The following is an 18,189-nucleotide window of genomic DNA, read 5'->3' on the forward strand; positions in this document are numbered from 1 at the left end:
GCCGCCGCTACCGCGCCTTGCCGCGCGCGCTCGGCAGCCGGGCGCCCGACACGACGAGCGCGTGGCGCAGGGCGTCCTCCAGCGCGCCGAAGGTCTCGAGCGTCCGCGCGTCGCTGCCGAGCGTCACGATGGCCTGCGCGACCCCGGGGGAGATGCCGGAGACGAGGCAGCGGCTGCCGAGCAGGCTCGCGGCCCGGGCCACCTGGAACAGGTGGTCGACCGTCGGCGTGTCCACGCCCTCCACGCCGGTCAGATCGAGCACGGCGAAGTGGGCCTGCGTGCGGACGATCTCCCCGAGCAGCTTCTCCATGACGTCCGTGGCCCGGGCGCGGTCGAGCGCGCCGATGATCGGCAGCACGAGGACGCCCTCCCACGCCTGGATGATCGGCGTCGACAGCGCGCGGATCGCCTCCTGCTGCTGGCGCAGGACGCTCGCGGTCCGCTCGCGTTCGGCGTTCTCCGCGGCGAGCATCCGGTTCTTGCCTTCCAGCTCCTCGGCGTACACCTCGAGGCGCTCGATCGACTGGCGCAGCTGATCTTCGAGCCGCTTGCGGTCGGTGGTGTCCCGCATCGTCACGGCGACGCCGCCCTGGATCGGCACGATCTGGTGGTGCACCCAGACGCTCGGGCGCGACGCGCGGGCGTCCGGCGCGGGCAGGCGGATCTCCTCCTCGATCGGCGCCCCCTTCCGGAGGCCGCGCAGGCACCTCTCGAGGAGGACGCCGGCCTCGACCGAGTGGACGAGCTCCGAGAGGCGCTGACCGAGGAGCTGCTCGCGCGGCATCGACGACAGCATGGTCGCGGCGCGGGCGTTGAGCCCCGTGATCACGAAGTCGGCGATCTCCTCGCTGTCGTCGCGGCGGGAGGCAAGCGTGAGGAACGCGTCCATGCTGGCCTCGACGGCCGCGTGGAAGCGCGCCTCGCTCTCCCGGCGCTGCTCCTCGGCGCGCCGGCGCTCGGTGATGTTCTCCCCCACGATGAGCGCGTTCGTGACCTCGTCCGCCCCCCGGATCGCGCTGACGTGGTTCGCGTACCACGCCCGCCCGCCGTTCACCCCGAGGCCGACCACCTCGTAGCTCGCGCGGCCTCCCTCCCGGAGCACCCTCTGGAGCGCCTCCCTCACCGTGTCGTGGTACTCCGGCGACGTGAAATCGTAGAGGCTCCGGCCGACGACGCTCTCCTCCCGGATCCCGGGATACGGCCGGTTCACCGAGACGATGCGCGCGTCTTTGTCGACGACGACCAGGTAGTGCGGGATGCCGTCGTACAGCGCCCGCAGCTTCTCCTCGGACTCACGGAGCGAGATCTCGGCGGTCTTGCGCCGCGTGACGTCGCGCGCGACGAAGTAGACGAGCCCCTCGTCGAGCGCGAGCATCGCGTTCCACTCGAGCCACCGGTACGAGCCGTCCTTGCAGAGGAAGCGGTTCTCGTAGGTGATCGTCTGCGCGCCCGTCGAGAACGTGTCTGTCTCCGAGAGGGTGCGCGCCTTGTCCTCGGGGTGGATGAACTCGAGGTAGGGCCGCGCCATCAGCTCCTGGCGGCTGAAGCCGAGCGTGCGCTCCCACGAGGGGCTGAGCTCCTTGAACCGCCCGTCGAGCGTCGCGGCGCCGAGCATGTCGACGGCGAGCGCGTAGAGCCGCCGCTGCTCCTTGTCCTCTTCGCGCACGACCGCGCGCAGGATCGGCCCTGCGCGGTCGGGGAGGGCGAGGCGCGCGATCTGCGTGTCGGCCTGGACGAAGTCCCCGCCCGGGCGCCGGTAGAGCCACCGAAACCGCTGCGGCTCGCCCCGGCCCGCCGCGTCGAGCCGCCGCGCGAGGCGTTCGGCGGAGGCCTGTCCGTCGGGCTGCAGGAGCGGCGCGAGGTCCGCGAGCTCCCGTCCGACGAGGCCGCCCGCGGATCCGGCGAGCAGCCGGATCGCGCTCGGGTTGGCGTCGATCACGCGGCCGTTCTCCAGGAGGAGGATCGCGTCTTCGGCCGCCTCGAATGCGGCGCGGTGGAGATCAGGCTGGCTCATCGTGGGCGCCGCAGGGGGTCAGGAGCGCCGTGCCGCCGCGTTGTCCTCTCGATCTCGATCGCCAATCAGCACCTCGAGCGGCCGCGGACACCCCCTCTCTGCCGCCGCCGCCAGCGGCGCATTGTGCAGGAAGCCTTGGTGGAGATCGAGGTCCATGAGCCCGCGCGCCCTGGTCCGGGATCCGTCCCGGTGCAGGCCGCTCGCGCGGTGGCATTCGAGCGCTGTTGCCTTCGTCGATGTTGTCTTCCACCCATCCGCTGGCGACGACCTCTCGCGTGCTGCGGGTGCCGTGGTAGCGTTGGTCTGTATCGCGGGGGGGTTCTTCTGCGCTGCCTGTCGGCAGGCAGCTCTCGCGCGGTGCGAGGGGGGTGTGATGATCTCGGAGGCGTGCGGGCTCTGTGCTTGGCCAGCGAGCCTCGTCGTCGACGACGTGCAGCGGCACAAGGGGGCGCTCCTGGACATGGCGCTGCAGATGCGTGCGGACGACAGAGAGCCGCTCGCGCGCGTGGCCTTCCGGGGCGCGCTCTACTGGCAGCGCTGGCTCCTGACGAAGGAGCCTGGGCTCCACGAGGAGGCTCGGGTCGTCTCGGGGCTCGAGTTCGCCCGGGAGGCTGGCGACTGGAAGGAGGCCGATATGCTCCTTGCCCACGCCGACAGCTCGAGCGCCCTCGCCGGTCTGCCGTTCGTCGAACACTGGAAGGCGCTCGTCGCGCAGCACTTGCCGGAGCAGGTGAGCGACGAGCACGAGCTCGAGGAGACGTTCCAGGAGTTCCGGCGGCACCCCAGCGAGGAGGCCGCGGAGAGCGTGCGGTGCTGCGCCACGGCCATCGCGCCGCTCGGGTCGCCCGTCCCGGTGCACAGCCTCCTGGCGCGTGTGGCGATGGATCTCGGCCAGACCGAGGAGGCGGAGTTCCACCTCGCCGCGCTCGTCGTCTGCAGGCCGCTCTGGATCCCCTACGTCGTGCAGCTGGCCGAGCACCAGGCGAGGCTCGATCTGCCGCGTGCCCTCCGCACCATCGAGGACGCGCGCCGCCTCTTCGGGCCGGACTTCTGGCTCCCTCTTTGAGCGGGGCTCACCCGGAGCGGGGCTCACCCGCTTCGGATACGGGCCCATCTCGGCGTTTTCGGTGCTCAGCGCACGGGAGTGCGCCTGCGCGCCGAAAACGCCGATCTGGACCCGTCTCCTGTGCGGGTGAGCCCCGCTCGGCGACGCAGCTCGTGAGAACGTCAGCTATCGACGGCCGCTGATCCCCTGGAGAGCGCTCGTGGAGGGGAGTTGCCGGGCGCGGGCGCCCCCGTGTCCGGACTCCGGCTCAGGTGTTCTCCAGGGTGCGCATCCAGCCGCTGATCCGCGTCCCCGCCGGCTTGGGCCAGCCCATCCGCGCGAAGCGCTCGAGGAGCTGCGGCGTGTGGTCCCCGGTGCGGCTGTCCTTGAAGGCCGCGCGCGCCGCGTCGAGCTCGCGCGCCGCCTCGTGGAAGCGCCCCTCGTGGTACGCGAGCCAGGCCAGCGTCAGGTGCCGGTGCTGCCGGGGCTCCGCCTCCGCGAGCGCCACCGCCTCGCACGCCATCAGGTGCTCGCGCGCGAGCTCCGCCTCCCCGCGGTGGAGCGCGATCTGCGCGAAGAGCAGCCGCGCCTCCACAAGGCCCCACGGATCCCCGAGCCGCTCGAAGAGCCTGCCGGCGGCGAGCGCGTGCTCCTCGGCGAGCTCCGGCGCGCCCGCGTCGAGGGCCACCATCGAGAGCAGGCGCTCGCACCCGGCCTCGCCGCGCGGGTTCGCGACGTCGCGGAAGCTCTGCCGCGCCGCGAGCGCGCCCGAGCGCGCCGCCTCGAAGTTGCCGGCGCGGTGGTCCGAGTGCGACAGCGCGAGATCGCACTGCGCGAGCCCGAGCCGGTAGCCGATGGCGTCGAAATCGGTGTGCGCGGTCGTGAGCAGCGCGCGCGCCGCGTCCGAGGTCGCCCCGGCCTGCTCGACCATGCTCTGCAGCAGCAGGCACTGCGCCCGGCCGAGCCGATCGCCGACCTCCATGAACCGCGACGCCCCCGACGCGAGCACCGCCCGCGCCCGCGCGTGCTCGCCGAGCAGGTAGTCGATCTCGCCGAGCAGCACCTCGCACTGCGCCTGCCCGTGGCCGTGGCCGATCTCGTCGAAGATCGCGTGCGCCCGCGCCACGAGCCGCCGGCCCTGCGCCTCCGCGCCGAGGTCCGACGCGATGTGCCCGAGCAGGCGCAGGCAATGCGCCTGGTTCTCGCGGTCGCCGGCCTGCTCGAAGATGCGCCGCGCGTCGTCCGCGTCGCGCCGCGCCTCGTCGAGCCTCCCCGCCAGCCGCAGCGCCTCGGCGCGGAAGCGCAGCTGCGTCCCGAGGCGCGTCCCCGTCAGCACGGGCCGCGCGTCCACCCCGCCCCGGAGGCCCGGGCGCGAGTCGCTCCCCCCGGGCAGCTTGCCGTCGAGCACGGCGAGATCGCGGAGCGTCGCGGCGATGTCGCGCGAGCTCTGCCAGTGCGCCGCCACGTGCGCGTGCATGAGCGCCGCGGCCTCGTCGGTGTCGCCGGCGCGCAGGAGGCTGACGACCCGGTGCCGGAGGATGCGGCGGCTCGACGCGGCCGGGTGCGCCCCGAGCGCGTCGGCGGCGGCGCGGAACACGCGGGCCGCGTCCGGCTCGAGGAAGAGCTGCGAGAGGAGGTGCTCCTGGAGCAGCGCGTGCGGCCAGCGCAGGCGATCGCCCACGGCGAGGAGGATCTGGGCGCGCTGCATGGACGCGAGCGCCCGGTCCGCCGAGATATCGAGCGAGGTGAGCAGCGCGCGCAGGATCTCGCGCCGGATGTCGCCGCCGAGCGCGGCGGCGGCGCGCGCGCCGGTGCGGAGCTCCTCGGGCAGCGCCGCGAGGCGCTCTTCCCAGAGGTCGGCGGTCGTCGCCGCCTGCACCGCCATCGACGCCCTCGGCACGAAGTACTTGCCCGCGCGGAGCTGGAGGTGCCCGCCGCCCGCCCACGCGTGCAGCAGCTGCAGCGCGAAGAGCGGGTTCCCCTTGCTGCGGGCCGTCGCCGCCTCGGCCGCCGCGTCGTCGAGCGGAAGCGTCTCCCGGAGCAGCGCGTGCGTCTGCGTGGGGTTCAGCGGGGCGACGTCGAGCCGCTCCCCGACGTAGGCCGCGAGCGCCCCCTCGATCCGCCGCGCCGCCACCGGATCGCACTCGACCGCCTCGCTCCTGACGGTCGCCACGACGAGCAGGCCCAGGTTCGGCGCGTCGCGGTGGAGCGTGAGGAGCCCCTCGAACGTCGTCGACGAGGCGTAGTGCAGGTCGTCGAGCCAGAGCAGCACCGGCCTGTCCCGGCCGATCCTCTCCAGCGTCTTGCGGATGATCAGCCAGCGGAGCTCGGGGCGATCCAGGCGGAAGCGCTTCCCCGTAGGGCCGACCGCCTCGCTGCCCGGGGGCGACGGCTTGATCCACTCGGCGGTCGCCGCGACCCACGTCTTGCCGACCTCGTCCTCGGGCGGGACCTCCCAGAGGTTCATCAGCACCTTCTCGACGATCTCGCGCTCGGCCCGCTCCAGCCGGTAGTGCTGGGTCACCGCGCCGAGCACGCCGTCGAGCGGCGCCGCGATGCGCCGGTAGCGCGCGCGGAGCGGCACCATGAGCGCCCGCTCGTGGACCTCCTCGCAGAGCCACTCGGCCAGCCGGCTCTTGCCGACGCCGGCCTCGCCCGCGAGCAGGACGAACCGGTGCATCGCCTTCGGCGCGTCGACCATCTCGGCCACGACCTCCATGAGCCGCGCCCGCTCCCCGGTCCGCGCGACGAACGGGCTCGGCCGGAGCGCGAGCAGCCCGGTGGTCGTCACGGACGGCGGCGGGTCGTCGTCTGGAGGCTCGATGAGCTCGGGCGTGAGCAGCTCCTTGCGGCTCGGGGGCAGGCGGCCGCTCGTCAAGAGGGCGATCGGCAGCGGCGTCGCTGTCACGTTCGCGTTGTTGCGCGGCTCGAACCGCTTCCACACCCGCCGCGCGTCGCCCGCGAAGTCGAAGCGGTGCCAGGGCCGCTTCGCGAGCAGGCGCTTCGCGAACTTCGCGACGTCGCCCGGCACCGGCGGGGGGAGCGGCAGGTCGGGGATCGGCGCGCTCCGGTGCTGCTGGAGGAGCTCGTCGTTGTTGCCGTCGTAGACCTCGCCGCCGGCGAGCAGGGCGTAGAGGATGCAGCCGAGCGCGTAGAGGTCCGTCGGCGGTCCGACGTGGGGCGCCGCGAAGCGGATCTGCTCGGGCGCCATCCAGCCCGGGGTGCCCGCGCCCCAGCGCACCGTGGGTTCGCTCTCCCTGGAGCCGTCGAGCCGGTGATCGACCCGGTCCTGGATGAGCCAGGCCAGCCCGAGGTCGAGCACGTGCACGAGCGGCGGCTCGCCCCCGTGCTGCAGATCGACGAGGACGTTGGACGGCTTCAGGTCCCCGTGGATGACGCCGCGCGCGTGCGCGTGCGCCAGCGCGCCGAGCACCTGGTCGATGACGCTCCAGATGATCGGCCAGGGCAGCGGGTCTTCGAGCCGCGCGAGGTAGAGCCACTCGTGGAGCGATCGACCCGGGACGGCGTCCATCACGAGGTACGGCGTCCCGTTGCTGAGCGCCCCGAAGTCGCGGGCCTTGACGAGCGCCGGATGGGAGAGACCGGCGAGCGCCCGGGCTTCCTCCTGGAACCACCAGGCGTCCTCGGGGCGGGCCGCCGCGCCTGGCCGGTCGAGCAGCTTCACGGCCACGCGCTCGTCGATCACCAGATCGCGGCAGAGATAGACGACCCCCATGCCGCCGCGGCCCAGCTCTCGGCGGACCTGATAGCGACCGGCCAGGATCGTGCCCGGTAAAAAGCCTTCTTCCGACATGACGGTGAGCCGCCCGATGATAGCCGTGCCGGCCGGGCCCGGTAGACTCGAATCTCGCCAGGTCGCCAGGGCGGCCCGAGGTCGCTTGCCGGCAGTTCGTCGTGTCGGGTCCGCGGAGCGATGCTAGGTTGCGGTGATGGATGCAGCGGTACGCGTGCTTGCATTCGCTGGCGCGAGGGATGTGCTGGGTGCCGGAGAAGTGGCGCTGCCGCTGGCTGGCCCCTGCACCGCAGCGGAGCTCCTGGAGCACGTCTGTGCTCGTTATCCGGGGCTCGGCCCCTACAAGGGATCCATCCGGGTGGCGGTGAACGGCGTCTATGCGACGCCGAGCGATCCTGTAGGTTTCGGTGACGAGGTCGCGCTGATCCCGCCGGTGGCGGGCGGCTAGCGAGAGGACCCGAGAGGGACGCGCCCATGCCTTTTTCTATCGGCGGCCTCGATCCTGCGCGCGATGCGGGCGACGCGTCGGCGCAGCGGCGGCGGTCGCTGCCGCTCGTCGGCGGCGGAGACGCTGGCCGGCGCGCCGCCGTGATCCCGTACCGCGACGGCGCCCGCGAGGCAGCCGGCGAGCACGCGGGGCCCGCGCCGCGGAGCGCGCGCATCTCGGTCACGGATCGGTGCGACTTCGCGTGCACCTACTGCCGCCCGTCGCGGCATGACGGTTATGCCGACGGCAAGCTCATGACGGCCGCCTGGCGCACCATGTTCGAGGCGCTGCGCGACGCCGGCGTCCGGCGGGTGCGCCTGACCGGCGGCGAGCCGCTGCTCCACCCCGAGATCGTGTCGATCGTCGGGTGCCTCGCCGCGCTCGGCTTCGAGGATCTGGCCCTCACGACGAACGCGTCGCAGCTCGCGCGGCTCGCCGGGGCGCTGCGCGCCGCCGGGCTGCACCGGCTGAACGTCTCGATCGACACCCTCGATCCCGCGCGCTTCGGCGAGATGACCCGGGGCGGCGAGCTCGCCCGGGTGCTCGACGGCATCGACGCCGCGATCGCGGCGGGCTTCTCGCCGATCAAGCTGAACACGGTGGTCCTCCGCGGCGTGAACGACGACGAGATCGAGCGGCTCGCGCTGTGGGCGTGGGAGCGCCGGATGGTGCCGCGCTTCCTCGAGGTGATGCCGATCGCCGAGGGCGCTCGGCTCGTCGGCAAGCACCTCGTCACCGCGGCCGAGATGAGGGCGCGCCTCGCCGAGCACCTCCTCCCGGAGGAGGCGGCCGCCGAGCCCGGCCTCGGCCCGGCCAGGTACGTCCGCGCTCGCCGCGACCCGTCGCTCCGCGTGGGCTTCATCACGGGCACCAGCGACACGTTCTGCGAGAGCTGTGATCGCCTGCGCGTCTCCTCGACGGGCGTGCTCCGGCCGTGCCTCGCCACCGACGACGGCGTCGACGCCTCGCGCGAGGCGAAGATCGGCGATCGGGCGGCGATCCGCCTGCGCCTGGACGAGGCGTGGCGTCTCAAGCCGGACGGCAAGGTATGGAAGGGCTGCACCGAAGAGACGGCCTCCGCTGTGTCGATCCGCGCGATCGGCGGCTGACGGAGCGGGCGGATCCGCGCGGGGCCGGATCACGTTCGGCTTCCGGTCCTCACGGCTGCCGTGTCAGATTCCGGGGCGATGCCGCGAACCCCTGATCGACCTGGCGAGGGCGAAGCGCTCTCGACTCACCTCTCTCCGAGCGGCGAGGCCCGCATGGTGCCTGTCGAAGGCAAGCCCGTCACGCACCGCCGCGCTGTCGCGTCCGGCGCCGTCATGATGCGCCCCGAGACGATCGCCCGGGTCGCGCGCGACGACGCCCCGAAGGGCGACGTGCTGGCCGCGGCGCGGATCGCCGGGATCATGGCGGCGAAGCGCACGCCGGAGCTCATCCCGCTCTGCCACGGCATCGCGCTCACGCACGTCTCGGTCTCGCTCGACGTGGACGAGCCCTCCGCGACGATCCGGGTGACCGCCGCCGCGGAGGCGGTGGATCGCACGGGGGTCGAGATGGAGGCCATGGTCGCGGTGAGCGCCGCGTGCTTGACGATCTACGACATGCTGAAGGGGATCGATCGCGAGATGGTGATCTCGGACATCAAGCTCCTCGAGAAGAGCGGCGGCCGCTCCGGCCATTTCCAGCGGAGCGCGCCGTGAGCCGGATCCGCGCCGAGCCGCTCGGCCTCGACGAGCTCATCGCCGCTGTGTCTCACCCTGGCGCGGGCGGCATCGCCACGTTCCTGGGCGTGGTGCGCGACGTCAACGAGGGCCGTTCGGTCACGCTGCTGGAGTACGAGGCCTACGGGACGATGGCCGAGGCCGAGCTAGAGCGGATCCTCTCGGAGCTCGCCGCGGAGATCCCTGGCGTGCGCGTCGCCGCGACGCACCGGGTGGGCGCGCTCCACGTCGGCGATGTGGCCGTCGCCTGCGCCGCGAGCGCGCCGCACCGGGGAGAGGCGTTCCGCGGGTGCCGCCTGCTCATCGATCGCATCAAGGAGCGCCTGCCGATCTGGAAGCGCGAGCATGGGCCCGACGGCCCCTACTGGGTCGGATGGGAGGACGCCCGCTGCGCCGGCGAGCACGGGCACGAGGCGCGTCACGGGCACGCGCACACGCACGGCGACGAGGAGCCCCACGGCCACGGTGGGACGGCGCCTCCGGGCGGCGCCGGCGCCTAGCGCAGGCGAAGCCCGGCCGGCGGAGGCGAGGAGAGCGGGTCGTTCTCCTTCAGGCGGTTGTGGTGCCGGATGTCCGTCCCCTTGACGAGGAAGACGACCGACTCGGCGATGTTCATCGCGTGATCGGCGATGCGCTCCAGGTACTTGGCGATCGACTGGATGCGCGTGGCCCTGTACACCGTGCTCGGGTCGCGGCTCATGACGAGGAGCACCTCCTGGAAGATGCGGGCGTAGTGCTCGTCGATGACGTCATCGCGCGTGAGCAGCTGGTTCGCTCGCTCGCAGTCGCGGGCGACCAGCGCGTCCAGCGCCTCGTGCACCACCTCGATGGCCTCGTCCGCGAGGCCTTGCAGCTCCGCGACCGGCGCGAGCGGCGGCTCCTCGTTGAGCTCCTGCACGCGCTCGCAGACGTTCACCACGAGGTCGCCGACCCGCTCCAGATCGGTGACGATCTTGAGCGCCGTGGTGACGAAGCGCAGGTCGGACGCGACGGGCTGGCGCGTCGCGAGGATCCTCATGCAGAGCTCATCGACCTCGCACTCGAGGCGGTTGATCCGGCGATCGAGCCGGATCGTCGCCTTGGCGAGGCCCGTGTCGCGCGTCATGAGCGCGGTCGAGCCTTTCTGGATCATCTCCTCGACGAGGCTGCCCATGAGCAGCAGCTTCTCGCGAAGCGTGCGCAGCTCGTGCTCGTAGACCTTGCTCGTGTGCGACGTCGGCATGACTCTCTCCCCCGCTTCCATCAGCCGAACTTCCCGGTGACGTAGTCTTCCGTCTTGCTCTCCTTGGGGTTGGTGAAGATCGTCTGGGTCCTGTCGAACTCCACCAAGTCTCCCATGTAGAAGAAAGCGGTATAGTCAGAGCACCGGGCGGCCTGCTGCATGTTGTGTGTTACGAGCACGCAAGTATATCGCTCTTTCAGCTCGTCGATGAGCTCCTCGACGCGCGCGGTCGCGATGGGATCGAGCGCAGAGCACGGCTCGTCGAGCAGGATCACCTCGGGCTCCACCGCGAGGACGCGGGCGATGCAGAGCCGCTGCTGCTGCCCGCCCGAGAGGGAGAGCCCGGACTGATCGAGCTTGTCCTTCACCTCGTCCCAGAGCGCCACCTGGCGCAGGCACTTCTCGACGAGGCCTGTGGGATCCTTGACGGAGATGCCGTTCAGCTTGTGCCCGGCGAGGACGTTCTCGCGGATGGACATCGTTGGAAACGGGTTGGGTTTCTGGAACACCATGCCGACGCGGCGCCGCAGCCGCACCGGGTCGACGGCTCTGTCATAGATGTTCACGCCGTCGATCATGACGGAGCCCTTCGCCGAGGCCCCGGGCACCTGCTCGTGCATCCGGTTGAGACAGCGCAGGAACGTCGACTTCCCGCACCCGGACGGGCCGATGACCGCTGTGACCTGGCCGTCGGGGATGTTCAGCGTGATGTCGTGGATGGCGTGGAACTTGTGAAAATAGGCGTTGAGCCGGGTGACGCTGATCTTGGCTGGCGGCGCCTCGTCCTCTGGCTCCATGGAGCGGCTGTCGATGCCATCGGCGTCGAGCCCGCTGCGGCGTTCCCCGGACCGTACTTTGTGGTGCAGTGAGTCGAACGAGCTCATCGAGTGCCCTTAGCGCGCCTTGACGCTCCGCGACGTGGCGATGCGCGCGAGCAGGTTGAGGAGGAAGACGATGACGATCAGCACGAGGGCGCCTGTCCACGCCTCCTGCTGCCACTTCGGGTAGGGCGAAGTCGCGTTCCGCCAGATTTGCACCGGCAGCGAGGCGATGGGGCGGTCGATGGCGAAGCTCCAGTACGATGAGCCGAGCGCGGTGAGGAGCACCGGCGCTGTCTCGCCGGCGATGCGGGCCACGGCGAGCATCACGCCGGTGCCGATCCCGGGCGAGGCCGTCCGGAGCACGACGAGGAGGCTGGTGCGCCACTCCGGCACGCCGAGGGCGAGCGACGCCTCGCGGAGGTGGGCGGGCACCAGCTTGAGCAGCTCCTCCGTCGTGCGGGTCACCGTCGGGAGCATCACGATCGCGAGCGCGATGCCGCCCGCGAGCGCGGAGAAGCGCTTCATCGTGACCACGACGAGGGCGTAGACGAACACGCCGATGGTGATCGAGGGGACGCCGCCGAGCACGTCGGCGATGAACCGGATGGCGGCGGCGAGCTTGCCGCGCCCGATCTCGGCCAGGTAGATGCCGGCGAGGATGCCCGTCGGCAACCCGATGCCGCAGCCGATGGCGACGAGGATGAGCGTGCCGACGACCGCGTTGCCCATGCCGCTCCGCTCGTCGCCGACGGGCTTCGGCAGCTGGGTGAAGAAGTCGAGGGACAGCCCGCTGAGGCCTTTGCTGACGACGTAGATGAGGATCAGAAGCAGCGGGACCAGGACGACGACGGCGCTCGAGACGCAGAGCCCTTCGAAGAAGTAGCTGCGTACGCGGCGCAGCGTCTCGCCGGGCGCGGGCTCGAGCAGCGTGCGCCGGGGGGCGCTCGCGGGGCTCGCCACGGGGACAGGGGTGTCGCTGTTCATGCGCGCTTCTCCAGCTTGCTCTTGGTCGAGCTCACGAGCCACCGGGCGAAGAGGTTGAGGAGGAGGGCGACCCCGAAGAGGAGCAGCGCGATCTTGGACAGCGCCGACACGTACATGTCGCTCGTCGCCTCGACGAACTCGTTGGCGATGACGCTCGCCATCGAATAGCCGGGGTGGAAGATCGACGCGCTCACCTTCGGGACGTTGCCGATCATCATCGTGACGGCCATCGTCTCGCCGAGCGCCCGGTTCAGCCCGAGGATGACGGCCCCGATGATGCCCGAGCGCGCCGACGGGAGGACCGCGTAGCGGATCGTGTCCCACGCGCACGCGCCGAGGCCGACCGCTGCCTCGCGGTGCAGCTGGGGCACCGCCTGCATCACCTCCCGCGACACCGACGTGATCGTCGGGACGATCATGATGGCGAGGATGACGCCCGCGGCGAACATGCCGAAGCCGAGCGGCGGGCCCTCGAAGAGGGGGATGTAGCCGAAGTACTTGATGATGACCGGCTCGACGGTGTCCCGGAGCCAGGGGCGGAGCACGGCGATGCCCCAGAAGCCGTAGACGACGCTCGGGATCGCCGCGAGGAGCTCGACCATGAACCCGAGCGGCTTGCGGATCCGGTGGGGGGCCAGATCCGACAGGAAGATCGCGAGACCGAGCGAGACGGGGACGGCGATCGCGATGGCGATCAGCGACGTGACGACCGTGCCGTAGACGAACGGGAGCGCGCCGAACTCCTCGCGCGCAGGGTCCCACACGCTCCCGCCGAGGAACCCCAGCCCGAACTTGTCGATCGCGAGGCGCGACGATCGGAGGAGCTCCAGCACCATCAGCGCTGGCACCGCGAGCACCGTGAGGCCGAACATCGTCAGGATGGCGCGGAACGCTCGATCGGCTCCGCGCGTGCCCTGTGGCGCGTCGCTGTGCGGCGCGGGCGAGGCGGCTCGTTGCATCGGGACTTCTACGGTGCTCATGGACCTATCCTGCGCTCCAGCGCGCACGCCAGCCGCGCGCGGCGGGGCGCCGGTCGCGCGGCTGACGCGCATTCCTGGGGTCATGGGGCGAGAAGGGGCTTGCCGTCAGGGCCGATCAGCGCGGCGAGCTTCTTGTTGACCTTCTCGACGACAGCCGCGGGCAGCGGGGCGTAATGGAGGTCGTTCGTGAACCTCTGGCCGTCTTGCATCGCCCACTTGATGAAGCTGGAGAGCGCCTTGCCCTTCGCGAGGTCCTTCTGCTCCTGGTACACGAGGAGATACGTGAAGCCGGCGATGGGGTATGCGTCCTCGCCCTCGGCATCCACGAGCGAGATCCGGAGGTCGTCCGGCATCCTGGCGGCGGCGCCCGCGCCCGCGGCGGTCGTGCTCTCGAGCGACGGGGTGATGAACTTCCCGCTCCTGTTCTTGAGCGAGGCGAACGTGAGCTTGTTCTGCATCGCGTACGCGAGCTCGATGTAGCCGATCGAGGCGGGCGTGCTCGTGATGAGGGCGGAGACGCCGTCGTTGCCCTTGGCGCCGAGGCCGCCAGGCCAGTTGACGCTCGTCCCGGTCCCCGGTCCGCTCTTCCACTCCGGGCTGACCGCGCTCAGGTAGTCGACGAAGATCTTGGTCGTCCCGCTGCCGTCCGAGCGGTGGACCGTCGCGATCTCCTTGTCGGGGAGCTTCACGTCCGGGTTCTCCTGCTGGAGGGCCGGGTCGTTCCACTTCTTGATCTTGCCCAGGAAGATGTGCGCGGCCGCCTCCGGCGTGAGCTTCAGGCCAGACGGGACGCCCTCGAGGTTGTACGTCAGCACGACCGCGCCCAGGCACGTCGGCAGGTGAAGGATGCCCGCGGCCTTCGCGAGCTGCTCCTCGTTCATCGGCGCATCGGAGGCGCCGAAGTCGACGGTCCGCTCGGTGATCTGCCGGATCCCACCCCCGGAGCCGATGGACTGGTAGTTGATCTTGACCTTGGAGTTGGCCTTCTGAAACTCAGCGATCCACTTCGTGTAGAGAGGGTAAGGGAACGTCGCTCCCGCGCCCGTCAAGGCGAGGTCCCCGCCCGCGGTCGGCTGCGGCGCGGCGTCCTTCTTCGCGCCGGGGAGCGAGCCGGTTTCCTGGGGGGCATCGGAGCGACCGCACGCCGCGGTCAGGAGGAACATCGCCAGGGTGAGCAGAGTTCGAGCCATGCGCAGCAAGGCGTAATCGAGGTTTGTGACAGCTCCGTGACGGCAAGGTGGAACAGCGAGTACCTCGCTTTCCTGGCTTTGCGTGGTTCGCGTGGATCACCCGGCGCGCGCCAGGCGGACGGTGAACTGGGTGCCGCGGCCGATGGCGCTCTCGACCTCGATCGAGCCGTTCATCAGCTCGACCAGGTGCTTCACGATGGCGAGGCCGAGACCGGTGCCGCCCAGATCGCGTGAGCGGCCGGCGTCGACCCGGTAGAACCGCTCGAAGATGCGGCCCAGGTGGTGAGGCGGGATACCGGGGCCGTCGTCGGCGACGGCGAGCGTCACCTGCTGATCGGCCGAGCGCGCCTTCACCGTGACGTGAGCTCCCTCGCCCGCGTACTTGATGGCGTTGTCGAGCAGGTTCATGAGCACCTGCTCGAGCGCGCGGCGATCGCACCGGACGGGCGGGAGCGCGGAGGCGTCGACCGTCAGCGTGACCCTGCGCCGGCGCGCCGCCTCGGCGAGCAGCTGCGTGACGTGCTCGATGGCGGGGGCGATGTCGAGCTCCGACAGCGCGAGGCGGAAGCTCTTCGCCTCGATCTTCGAGAGGTCGAGCAGGTCGTCGACGAGGTGGCGGAGGCGCTTCGCGTGCCGATCGATCACGTCGACGAACTCGGCGGCCTCGTGAGGGTCCTTCAGCGCGCCGAGCTGCAGCGTCTCGGCGGCGGTGCTGATCGCGGTGACCGGGGTGCGCAGCTCGTGGGACACGTTGGCGACGAAGTCGGTCCGGATCGTCTCCAGCCGGCGGAGGTCGGTGACGTCGTGGAACACCGCGATGAGCCCCGGCTCGGCGGACGCGCCGTCGTGATCCGCGCCCCACGCGGCGAGGGCCTCGCGCTCATCGTGCCCGACCCGCTCCGGGCCCTTCCGGCGCGACACGCGCACGAGCAGCCGCCTCGGCAGCGTCCGCCCGAGCTCGACCTCGACGTCGACCGGCTCGTCCCGCATGCCGGCGAGCTGGATCGCCTCGGTGAGCCGCGCGTTGCGAATCGAGTCGATGACCGATCGACCGAGCGCGTCCTCGCCGAGGGAGGCCATCGCGCGGAGCGCCCGGTTGGCGCGGAGGATCCTCCCGTCGCGATCGAGCACGAGGACGCCCTCGCTCATCCCGTCGAGGATGCCCGCGAGCAGGGCGCGCTCCGTCCGGACCTCGGCGGTCGAGCGGGAGAGCTCGCTCGTGAGGTGGTTCAGCGCGCGCGCGAGCTGGCGGAGCTCGCCCGAGCCGCGCAGCGGGGCGCGCGTCGACAGGTCGCCCTCGGACATCGCCTGCGCGAAGCGGGTCAGCCTCCGGACGGGGCGCGCGACGAAGAAGGCCGTGGCGGCGCCGACCGAGACGGCGGCGACGATCACGGTGCCCATGCCGAGCAGCAGGGTGCGCCGCGAGCGAAAGAGGGCGGCGTCGGCGGCGGCGCGCGGGCTGTGCTCCGCGACCAGCGCCGCTTCCATGTCGCGCGCGGCGAGGCGCTCGATCGGGACGCCAGCGACGAGGAGGGCGAGCACCGTCCCCGCCGCGAGCTTCGCACCGATGCCCAGCCCCCTCGGCAAGCGCATGGGCCCTCTAGGCGACCTCGGGCTCGGCGCGGAACCGGTAGCCGACGCCGCGCACGGTCTCGATGTAATCGCCCGCCGCCCCGAGCTTCTCGCGGACGCGCTTCACGTGGGTGTCGACGTTGCGCGCGGTGACGTCGACGTGCGAGCCCCACACCTCGTCGAGCAGGAGATCGCGCGACAGCACGCGCCCGCGGCGATCGTGGAGCATCATGAGCAGGCGGAACTCGAGCGCGGTCAGCGCGATCTCGGCCTCCTGCACCCAGGCCCGGTGCGCGGCGCGGTCGACCCGCAGGATGCCGAAGTCGAACTTCTCCGGCGCCGACGCCGGGCTCTCCGAGCGCTTGAGGATCGCCCGGGCGCGCAGGATGAGCTCGCGCACGCTGAACGGCTTGACGACGTAGTCGTCGGCCCCGAGCTCGAAGCCGACGATCCGGTCGATCTCCTCGCCCTTGGCCGTGACCATGATGACGGGCACCGCCGAGGTCTGCGGGTTCTGCTTGAGGCGGCGGCAGATCTCCGTGCCCGACATGTCCGGGAGCATCAGGTCGAGCAGGACGAGATCGAACCGCTCCTCCTTGACCGCCCGGAGCGCTGTCTCTCCGCTCCCGGCGGACACCACATCGAACCCGGCCTGACGGAAGTTGTAGGTGAGAACGCGCTGCAGGTCGCGCTCGTCCTCCACGATGAGCACATGGCTCGGCATGGCGGATGTATGTAGCAGCGCATTGTGACAGCTTGATGGCGATCCCGCGTGTCGCGCGTCGCCCTCGCGAGACGGAATTGCGACAAGGACGAGGTGGAGCGCGAGCGCGAGGAGAGCGCGGAGAGGCGAGACAGACGCCGGGTGATCGGACGCGGCCGCGACCGGGGGCGCGGCCGGGAGAGCAGCCTGGAGCGGTGCGGCGGGATGGACAGCGATGACGGAAGCGCGGCCGGGCGGCGGATCGTGCAGCGAGGCGGGCGGCGGACTCCCAGGACGGAATGCGTGGCGCTTGCAACGCTCGGCGTTTTCGCCTAACTGGGCCGCCCATGGCCCTCGAGCGAACTCTCTCAATCATCAAGCCTGATGCGATGGAAAAGAACACGGCCGGCGCGATCGTCGCCCGCCTCGAGAAGGAGGGCTTCACGGTCAAAGCGATGAAGCGCATCCACCTTACCCGCGCGGAGGCCGAGGGCTTCTACGCGGAGCACCGGGGGCGCGGCTTCTTCGACGAGCTCGTGACGTTCATGTCGCGCAGCCCCATCCTGGTGATGGCGCTCGAGCGCGAGGACGCGGTGGCCAAGTACCGCGAGGTCATCGGCGCGACGGACCCGGCCAAGGCGGCGGACGGGACGATCCGCAAGCTCTACGGGGCGAACGTGGGCGAGAACGCGGTCCACGGGTCCGACAAGCCGGCGACCGCCGCGCGGGAGATCAGCTACTTCTTCGCGGGTTACGAGGTCGCCCCGAGCGCGACGGCCTGATGCTCGGCGAGCGGCTCGCGGCTGCGCTCGGCGCGGCGCGGGACGGCGCGGCTGGCATCGAGAGCTTCGCGCACCTGCTCGGCTCGCGCCGCGTCGGGCCGCGCGGGGTCGCGCTCGCGCTGCCGGAGGTGTGCGAGGGGTGCGCGGCGCTCGTCGTCGCCCTCGACAGCCTGTCCGCGGCGGTCCGCGACGGCTTCGTCGAGACAGGCTCCGCCGCGGCGGCCGACGCCGCGGCGGCCGACGCCGCGGCGGCCGACGCCGCCTGCGCGGTCCTCGGCCACGCGGGCGTCGAGGTCGCGCGCCTCACGGACGAGCTGTCCCGCGCGGCGGCGGGCGCCTCGCCGGCGCGCGGCGCTGGCCGCGGCCGCGCGGATCGCGGCGGCTCCGAGCGCGGCATCGACGCGCGGCAGCGCCTCGGGCTCGAGGCGTCGGTGCGCAGGACGGCCCGGGAGCTGAGCGGCGCGCTTCGCCTGTCCGAGCTCGTGATCGCGACCCTCGAGCTGCGCCCGACGCCGCTCGATCTCATCGACGTGCTCCGCAACTGGAGCGCCGCCCCGGCCGAGGGGCGGCCCGTGGTCGGCATCTCGGTCGCCTCCTCCGATGGCCGCGCCAACGAGGTGGAGGGCGACGTGCGCGCCGTGAGCGGGCTCATGGAGCTCGCGGTCGGCATGGTCAGCGCGGCGGGCGTGGCGAGCCCGCACCTCACGGTGTCCCGCCTCTCGGACGGGCGCTCGATGGTGCGCATCGCCGAGCGCGGCCCGCGCGAGGGTGCGCCGGCGGTCGCCCTCGACGTGGTGCTGCGCGACGGCGGCGAGCGGGCGGCCGCCGTGGCCCGCGTCGTCGCGCGCCGCGCGCGCATCGAGCTCGTCGAGGGGACGGACGGGCGCGTCGTCACCATGACGTTCTGACCC

The 18,189-nt window shown here is 71.9% G+C and carries 16 protein-coding genes; 7 read left to right on the plus strand and 9 right to left on the minus strand.

Translation table 11 applies throughout. The annotated features are described in order from the left end of the window. Positions 1-7: 7 nt before the first annotated feature. The gene (locus WMF44_RS15900; protein WP_437299961.1) at positions 8-2,014 is read right to left on the minus strand and encodes a PAS domain S-box protein; all 2,007 of its coding nucleotides are present in this window, start codon (positions 2,012-2,014) and stop codon (positions 8-10) included. 373 nt (positions 2,015-2,387) lie between these two features. Here WMF44_RS15900 and WMF44_RS15905 point away from each other — a divergent pair, with 373 nt between their 5' ends. Next, positions 2,388-3,080 (plus strand): hypothetical protein, encoded by a 693-nt coding sequence (locus WMF44_RS15905; protein WP_437299962.1) that lies wholly within the window; start codon positions 2,388-2,390, stop codon positions 3,078-3,080. A gap of 247 nt (positions 3,081-3,327) precedes the next feature. On the opposite strand, the gene WMF44_RS15910 is transcribed toward WMF44_RS15905, so the two are convergent. After that, positions 3,328-6,873, minus strand: coding sequence for a protein kinase domain-containing protein (locus WMF44_RS15910; protein WP_437299963.1), 3,546 nt, complete (start codon positions 6,871-6,873; stop codon positions 3,328-3,330). 136 nt (positions 6,874-7,009) lie between these two features. On the opposite strand from WMF44_RS15910, the gene WMF44_RS15915 reads away from it, so the two are divergent. From WMF44_RS15915 to WMF44_RS15930, 4 genes are all read left to right on the plus strand, one after another. After that, positions 7,010-7,261, plus strand: a complete 252-nt coding sequence (locus WMF44_RS15915) for a MoaD/ThiS family protein (protein WP_044964953.1) — start codon at positions 7,010-7,012, stop codon at positions 7,259-7,261. Between the two features lie 26 nt (positions 7,262-7,287). Next, positions 7,288-8,409, plus strand: a complete 1,122-nt coding sequence (moaA, locus tag WMF44_RS15920) for a GTP 3',8-cyclase MoaA (RefSeq protein WP_437299964.1) — start codon at positions 7,288-7,290, stop codon at positions 8,407-8,409. Between the two features lie 78 nt (positions 8,410-8,487). Further along, positions 8,488-9,003 (plus strand): cyclic pyranopterin monophosphate synthase MoaC, encoded by a 516-nt coding sequence (moaC, locus tag WMF44_RS15925; protein WP_044964956.1) that lies wholly within the window; start codon positions 8,488-8,490, stop codon positions 9,001-9,003. Beyond that, positions 9,000-9,524 (plus strand): molybdenum cofactor biosynthesis protein MoaE, encoded by a 525-nt coding sequence (locus WMF44_RS15930; protein ID WP_437299965.1) that lies wholly within the window; start codon positions 9,000-9,002, stop codon positions 9,522-9,524. The genes moaC and WMF44_RS15930 overlap by 4 nt, the downstream gene beginning before the upstream one ends. On the opposite strand, the gene phoU is transcribed toward WMF44_RS15930, so the two are convergent. From phoU to WMF44_RS15965, 7 genes are all read right to left on the minus strand, one after another. Continuing rightward, positions 9,521-10,246 (minus strand): phosphate signaling complex protein PhoU, encoded by a 726-nt coding sequence (phoU, locus tag WMF44_RS15935; protein ID WP_437299966.1) that lies wholly within the window; start codon positions 10,244-10,246, stop codon positions 9,521-9,523. The genes WMF44_RS15930 and phoU overlap by 4 nt on opposite strands. Positions 10,247-10,266: 20 nt before the next feature. Continuing rightward, positions 10,267-11,130, minus strand: a complete 864-nt coding sequence (gene pstB / locus WMF44_RS15940) for a phosphate ABC transporter ATP-binding protein PstB (protein ID WP_437299967.1) — start codon at positions 11,128-11,130, stop codon at positions 10,267-10,269. Between the two features lie 9 nt (positions 11,131-11,139). Beyond that, positions 11,140-12,051, minus strand: coding sequence for a phosphate ABC transporter permease PstA (gene pstA, locus WMF44_RS15945; protein WP_437299968.1), 912 nt, complete (start codon positions 12,049-12,051; stop codon positions 11,140-11,142). Beyond that, the gene (gene pstC, locus WMF44_RS15950; RefSeq protein ID WP_437299969.1) at positions 12,048-13,031 is read right to left on the minus strand and encodes a phosphate ABC transporter permease subunit PstC; all 984 of its coding nucleotides are present in this window, start codon (positions 13,029-13,031) and stop codon (positions 12,048-12,050) included. Before pstC ends, pstA begins: the two co-directional genes overlap by 4 nt. An 80-nt stretch (positions 13,032-13,111) precedes the next feature. Beyond that, complete coding sequence (gene pstS, locus WMF44_RS15955) at positions 13,112-14,221, minus strand: phosphate ABC transporter substrate-binding protein PstS (RefSeq protein WP_437299970.1); 1,110 nt, start codon at positions 14,219-14,221, stop codon at positions 13,112-13,114. 96 nt (positions 14,222-14,317) lie between these two features. Next, positions 14,318-15,814, minus strand: coding sequence for an ATP-binding protein (locus tag WMF44_RS15960; protein WP_437299971.1), 1,497 nt, complete (start codon positions 15,812-15,814; stop codon positions 14,318-14,320). A gap of 7 nt (positions 15,815-15,821) precedes the next feature. Beyond that, a complete protein-coding gene (locus WMF44_RS15965) occupies positions 15,822-16,517 on the minus strand; it encodes a response regulator (protein WP_437299972.1) in 696 nt (231 codons plus the stop codon). 326 nt (positions 16,518-16,843) lie between these two features. Between WMF44_RS15965 and ndk the strand changes: the two genes are divergently transcribed. Both ndk and WMF44_RS15975 read left to right on the plus strand, forming a co-directional pair. Next, a complete protein-coding gene (gene ndk, locus WMF44_RS15970; protein WP_437299973.1) occupies positions 16,844-17,278 on the plus strand; it encodes a nucleoside-diphosphate kinase in 435 nt (144 codons plus the stop codon). Next, a complete protein-coding gene (locus WMF44_RS15975; protein WP_437299974.1) occupies positions 17,278-18,186 on the plus strand; it encodes a hypothetical protein in 909 nt (302 codons plus the stop codon). Before ndk ends, WMF44_RS15975 begins: the two co-directional genes overlap by 1 nt. The last annotated feature ends 3 nt before the right edge of the window (positions 18,187-18,189 follow it).

This window comes from Sorangium sp. So ce426, assembly GCF_051475585.1.
GTDB classification, from domain to species: domain Bacteria; phylum Myxococcota_A; class Polyangia; order Polyangiales; family Polyangiaceae; genus Sorangium; species Sorangium cellulosum_B.

Coding starts and splice junctions, on each gene's coding strand:
- phoU (WP_437299966.1), bottom strand. CDS start 10,246: ATGCCGACGTCGCACACGAGCAAGGTCTACGAGCACGAGCTGCGCACG.
- pstS (WP_437299970.1), bottom strand. CDS start 14,221: ATGGCTCGAACTCTGCTCACCCTGGCGATGTTCCTCCTGACCGCGGCG.
- ndk (WP_437299973.1), top strand. CDS start 16,844: ATGGCCCTCGAGCGAACTCTCTCAATCATCAAGCCTGATGCGATGGAA.
- WMF44_RS15975 (WP_437299974.1), top strand. CDS start 17,278: ATGCTCGGCGAGCGGCTCGCGGCTGCGCTCGGCGCGGCGCGGGACGGC.
- WMF44_RS15960 (WP_437299971.1), bottom strand. CDS start 15,814: ATGCGCTTGCCGAGGGGGCTGGGCATCGGTGCGAAGCTCGCGGCGGGG.
- moaC (WP_044964956.1), top strand. CDS start 8,488: ATGCCGCGAACCCCTGATCGACCTGGCGAGGGCGAAGCGCTCTCGACT.
- WMF44_RS15915 (WP_044964953.1), top strand. CDS start 7,010: ATGGATGCAGCGGTACGCGTGCTTGCATTCGCTGGCGCGAGGGATGTG.
- moaA (WP_437299964.1), top strand. CDS start 7,288: ATGCCTTTTTCTATCGGCGGCCTCGATCCTGCGCGCGATGCGGGCGAC.
- pstB (WP_437299967.1), bottom strand. CDS start 11,130: ATGAGCTCGTTCGACTCACTGCACCACAAAGTACGGTCCGGGGAACGC.
- pstA (WP_437299968.1), bottom strand. CDS start 12,051: ATGAACAGCGACACCCCTGTCCCCGTGGCGAGCCCCGCGAGCGCCCCC.
- pstC (WP_437299969.1), bottom strand. CDS start 13,031: ATGAGCACCGTAGAAGTCCCGATGCAACGAGCCGCCTCGCCCGCGCCG.
- WMF44_RS15905 (WP_437299962.1), top strand. CDS start 2,388: ATGATCTCGGAGGCGTGCGGGCTCTGTGCTTGGCCAGCGAGCCTCGTC.
- WMF44_RS15910 (WP_437299963.1), bottom strand. CDS start 6,873: ATGTCGGAAGAAGGCTTTTTACCGGGCACGATCCTGGCCGGTCGCTAT.
- WMF44_RS15900 (WP_437299961.1), bottom strand. CDS start 2,014: ATGAGCCAGCCTGATCTCCACCGCGCCGCATTCGAGGCGGCCGAAGAC.
- WMF44_RS15965 (WP_437299972.1), bottom strand. CDS start 16,517: ATGCCGAGCCATGTGCTCATCGTGGAGGACGAGCGCGACCTGCAGCGC.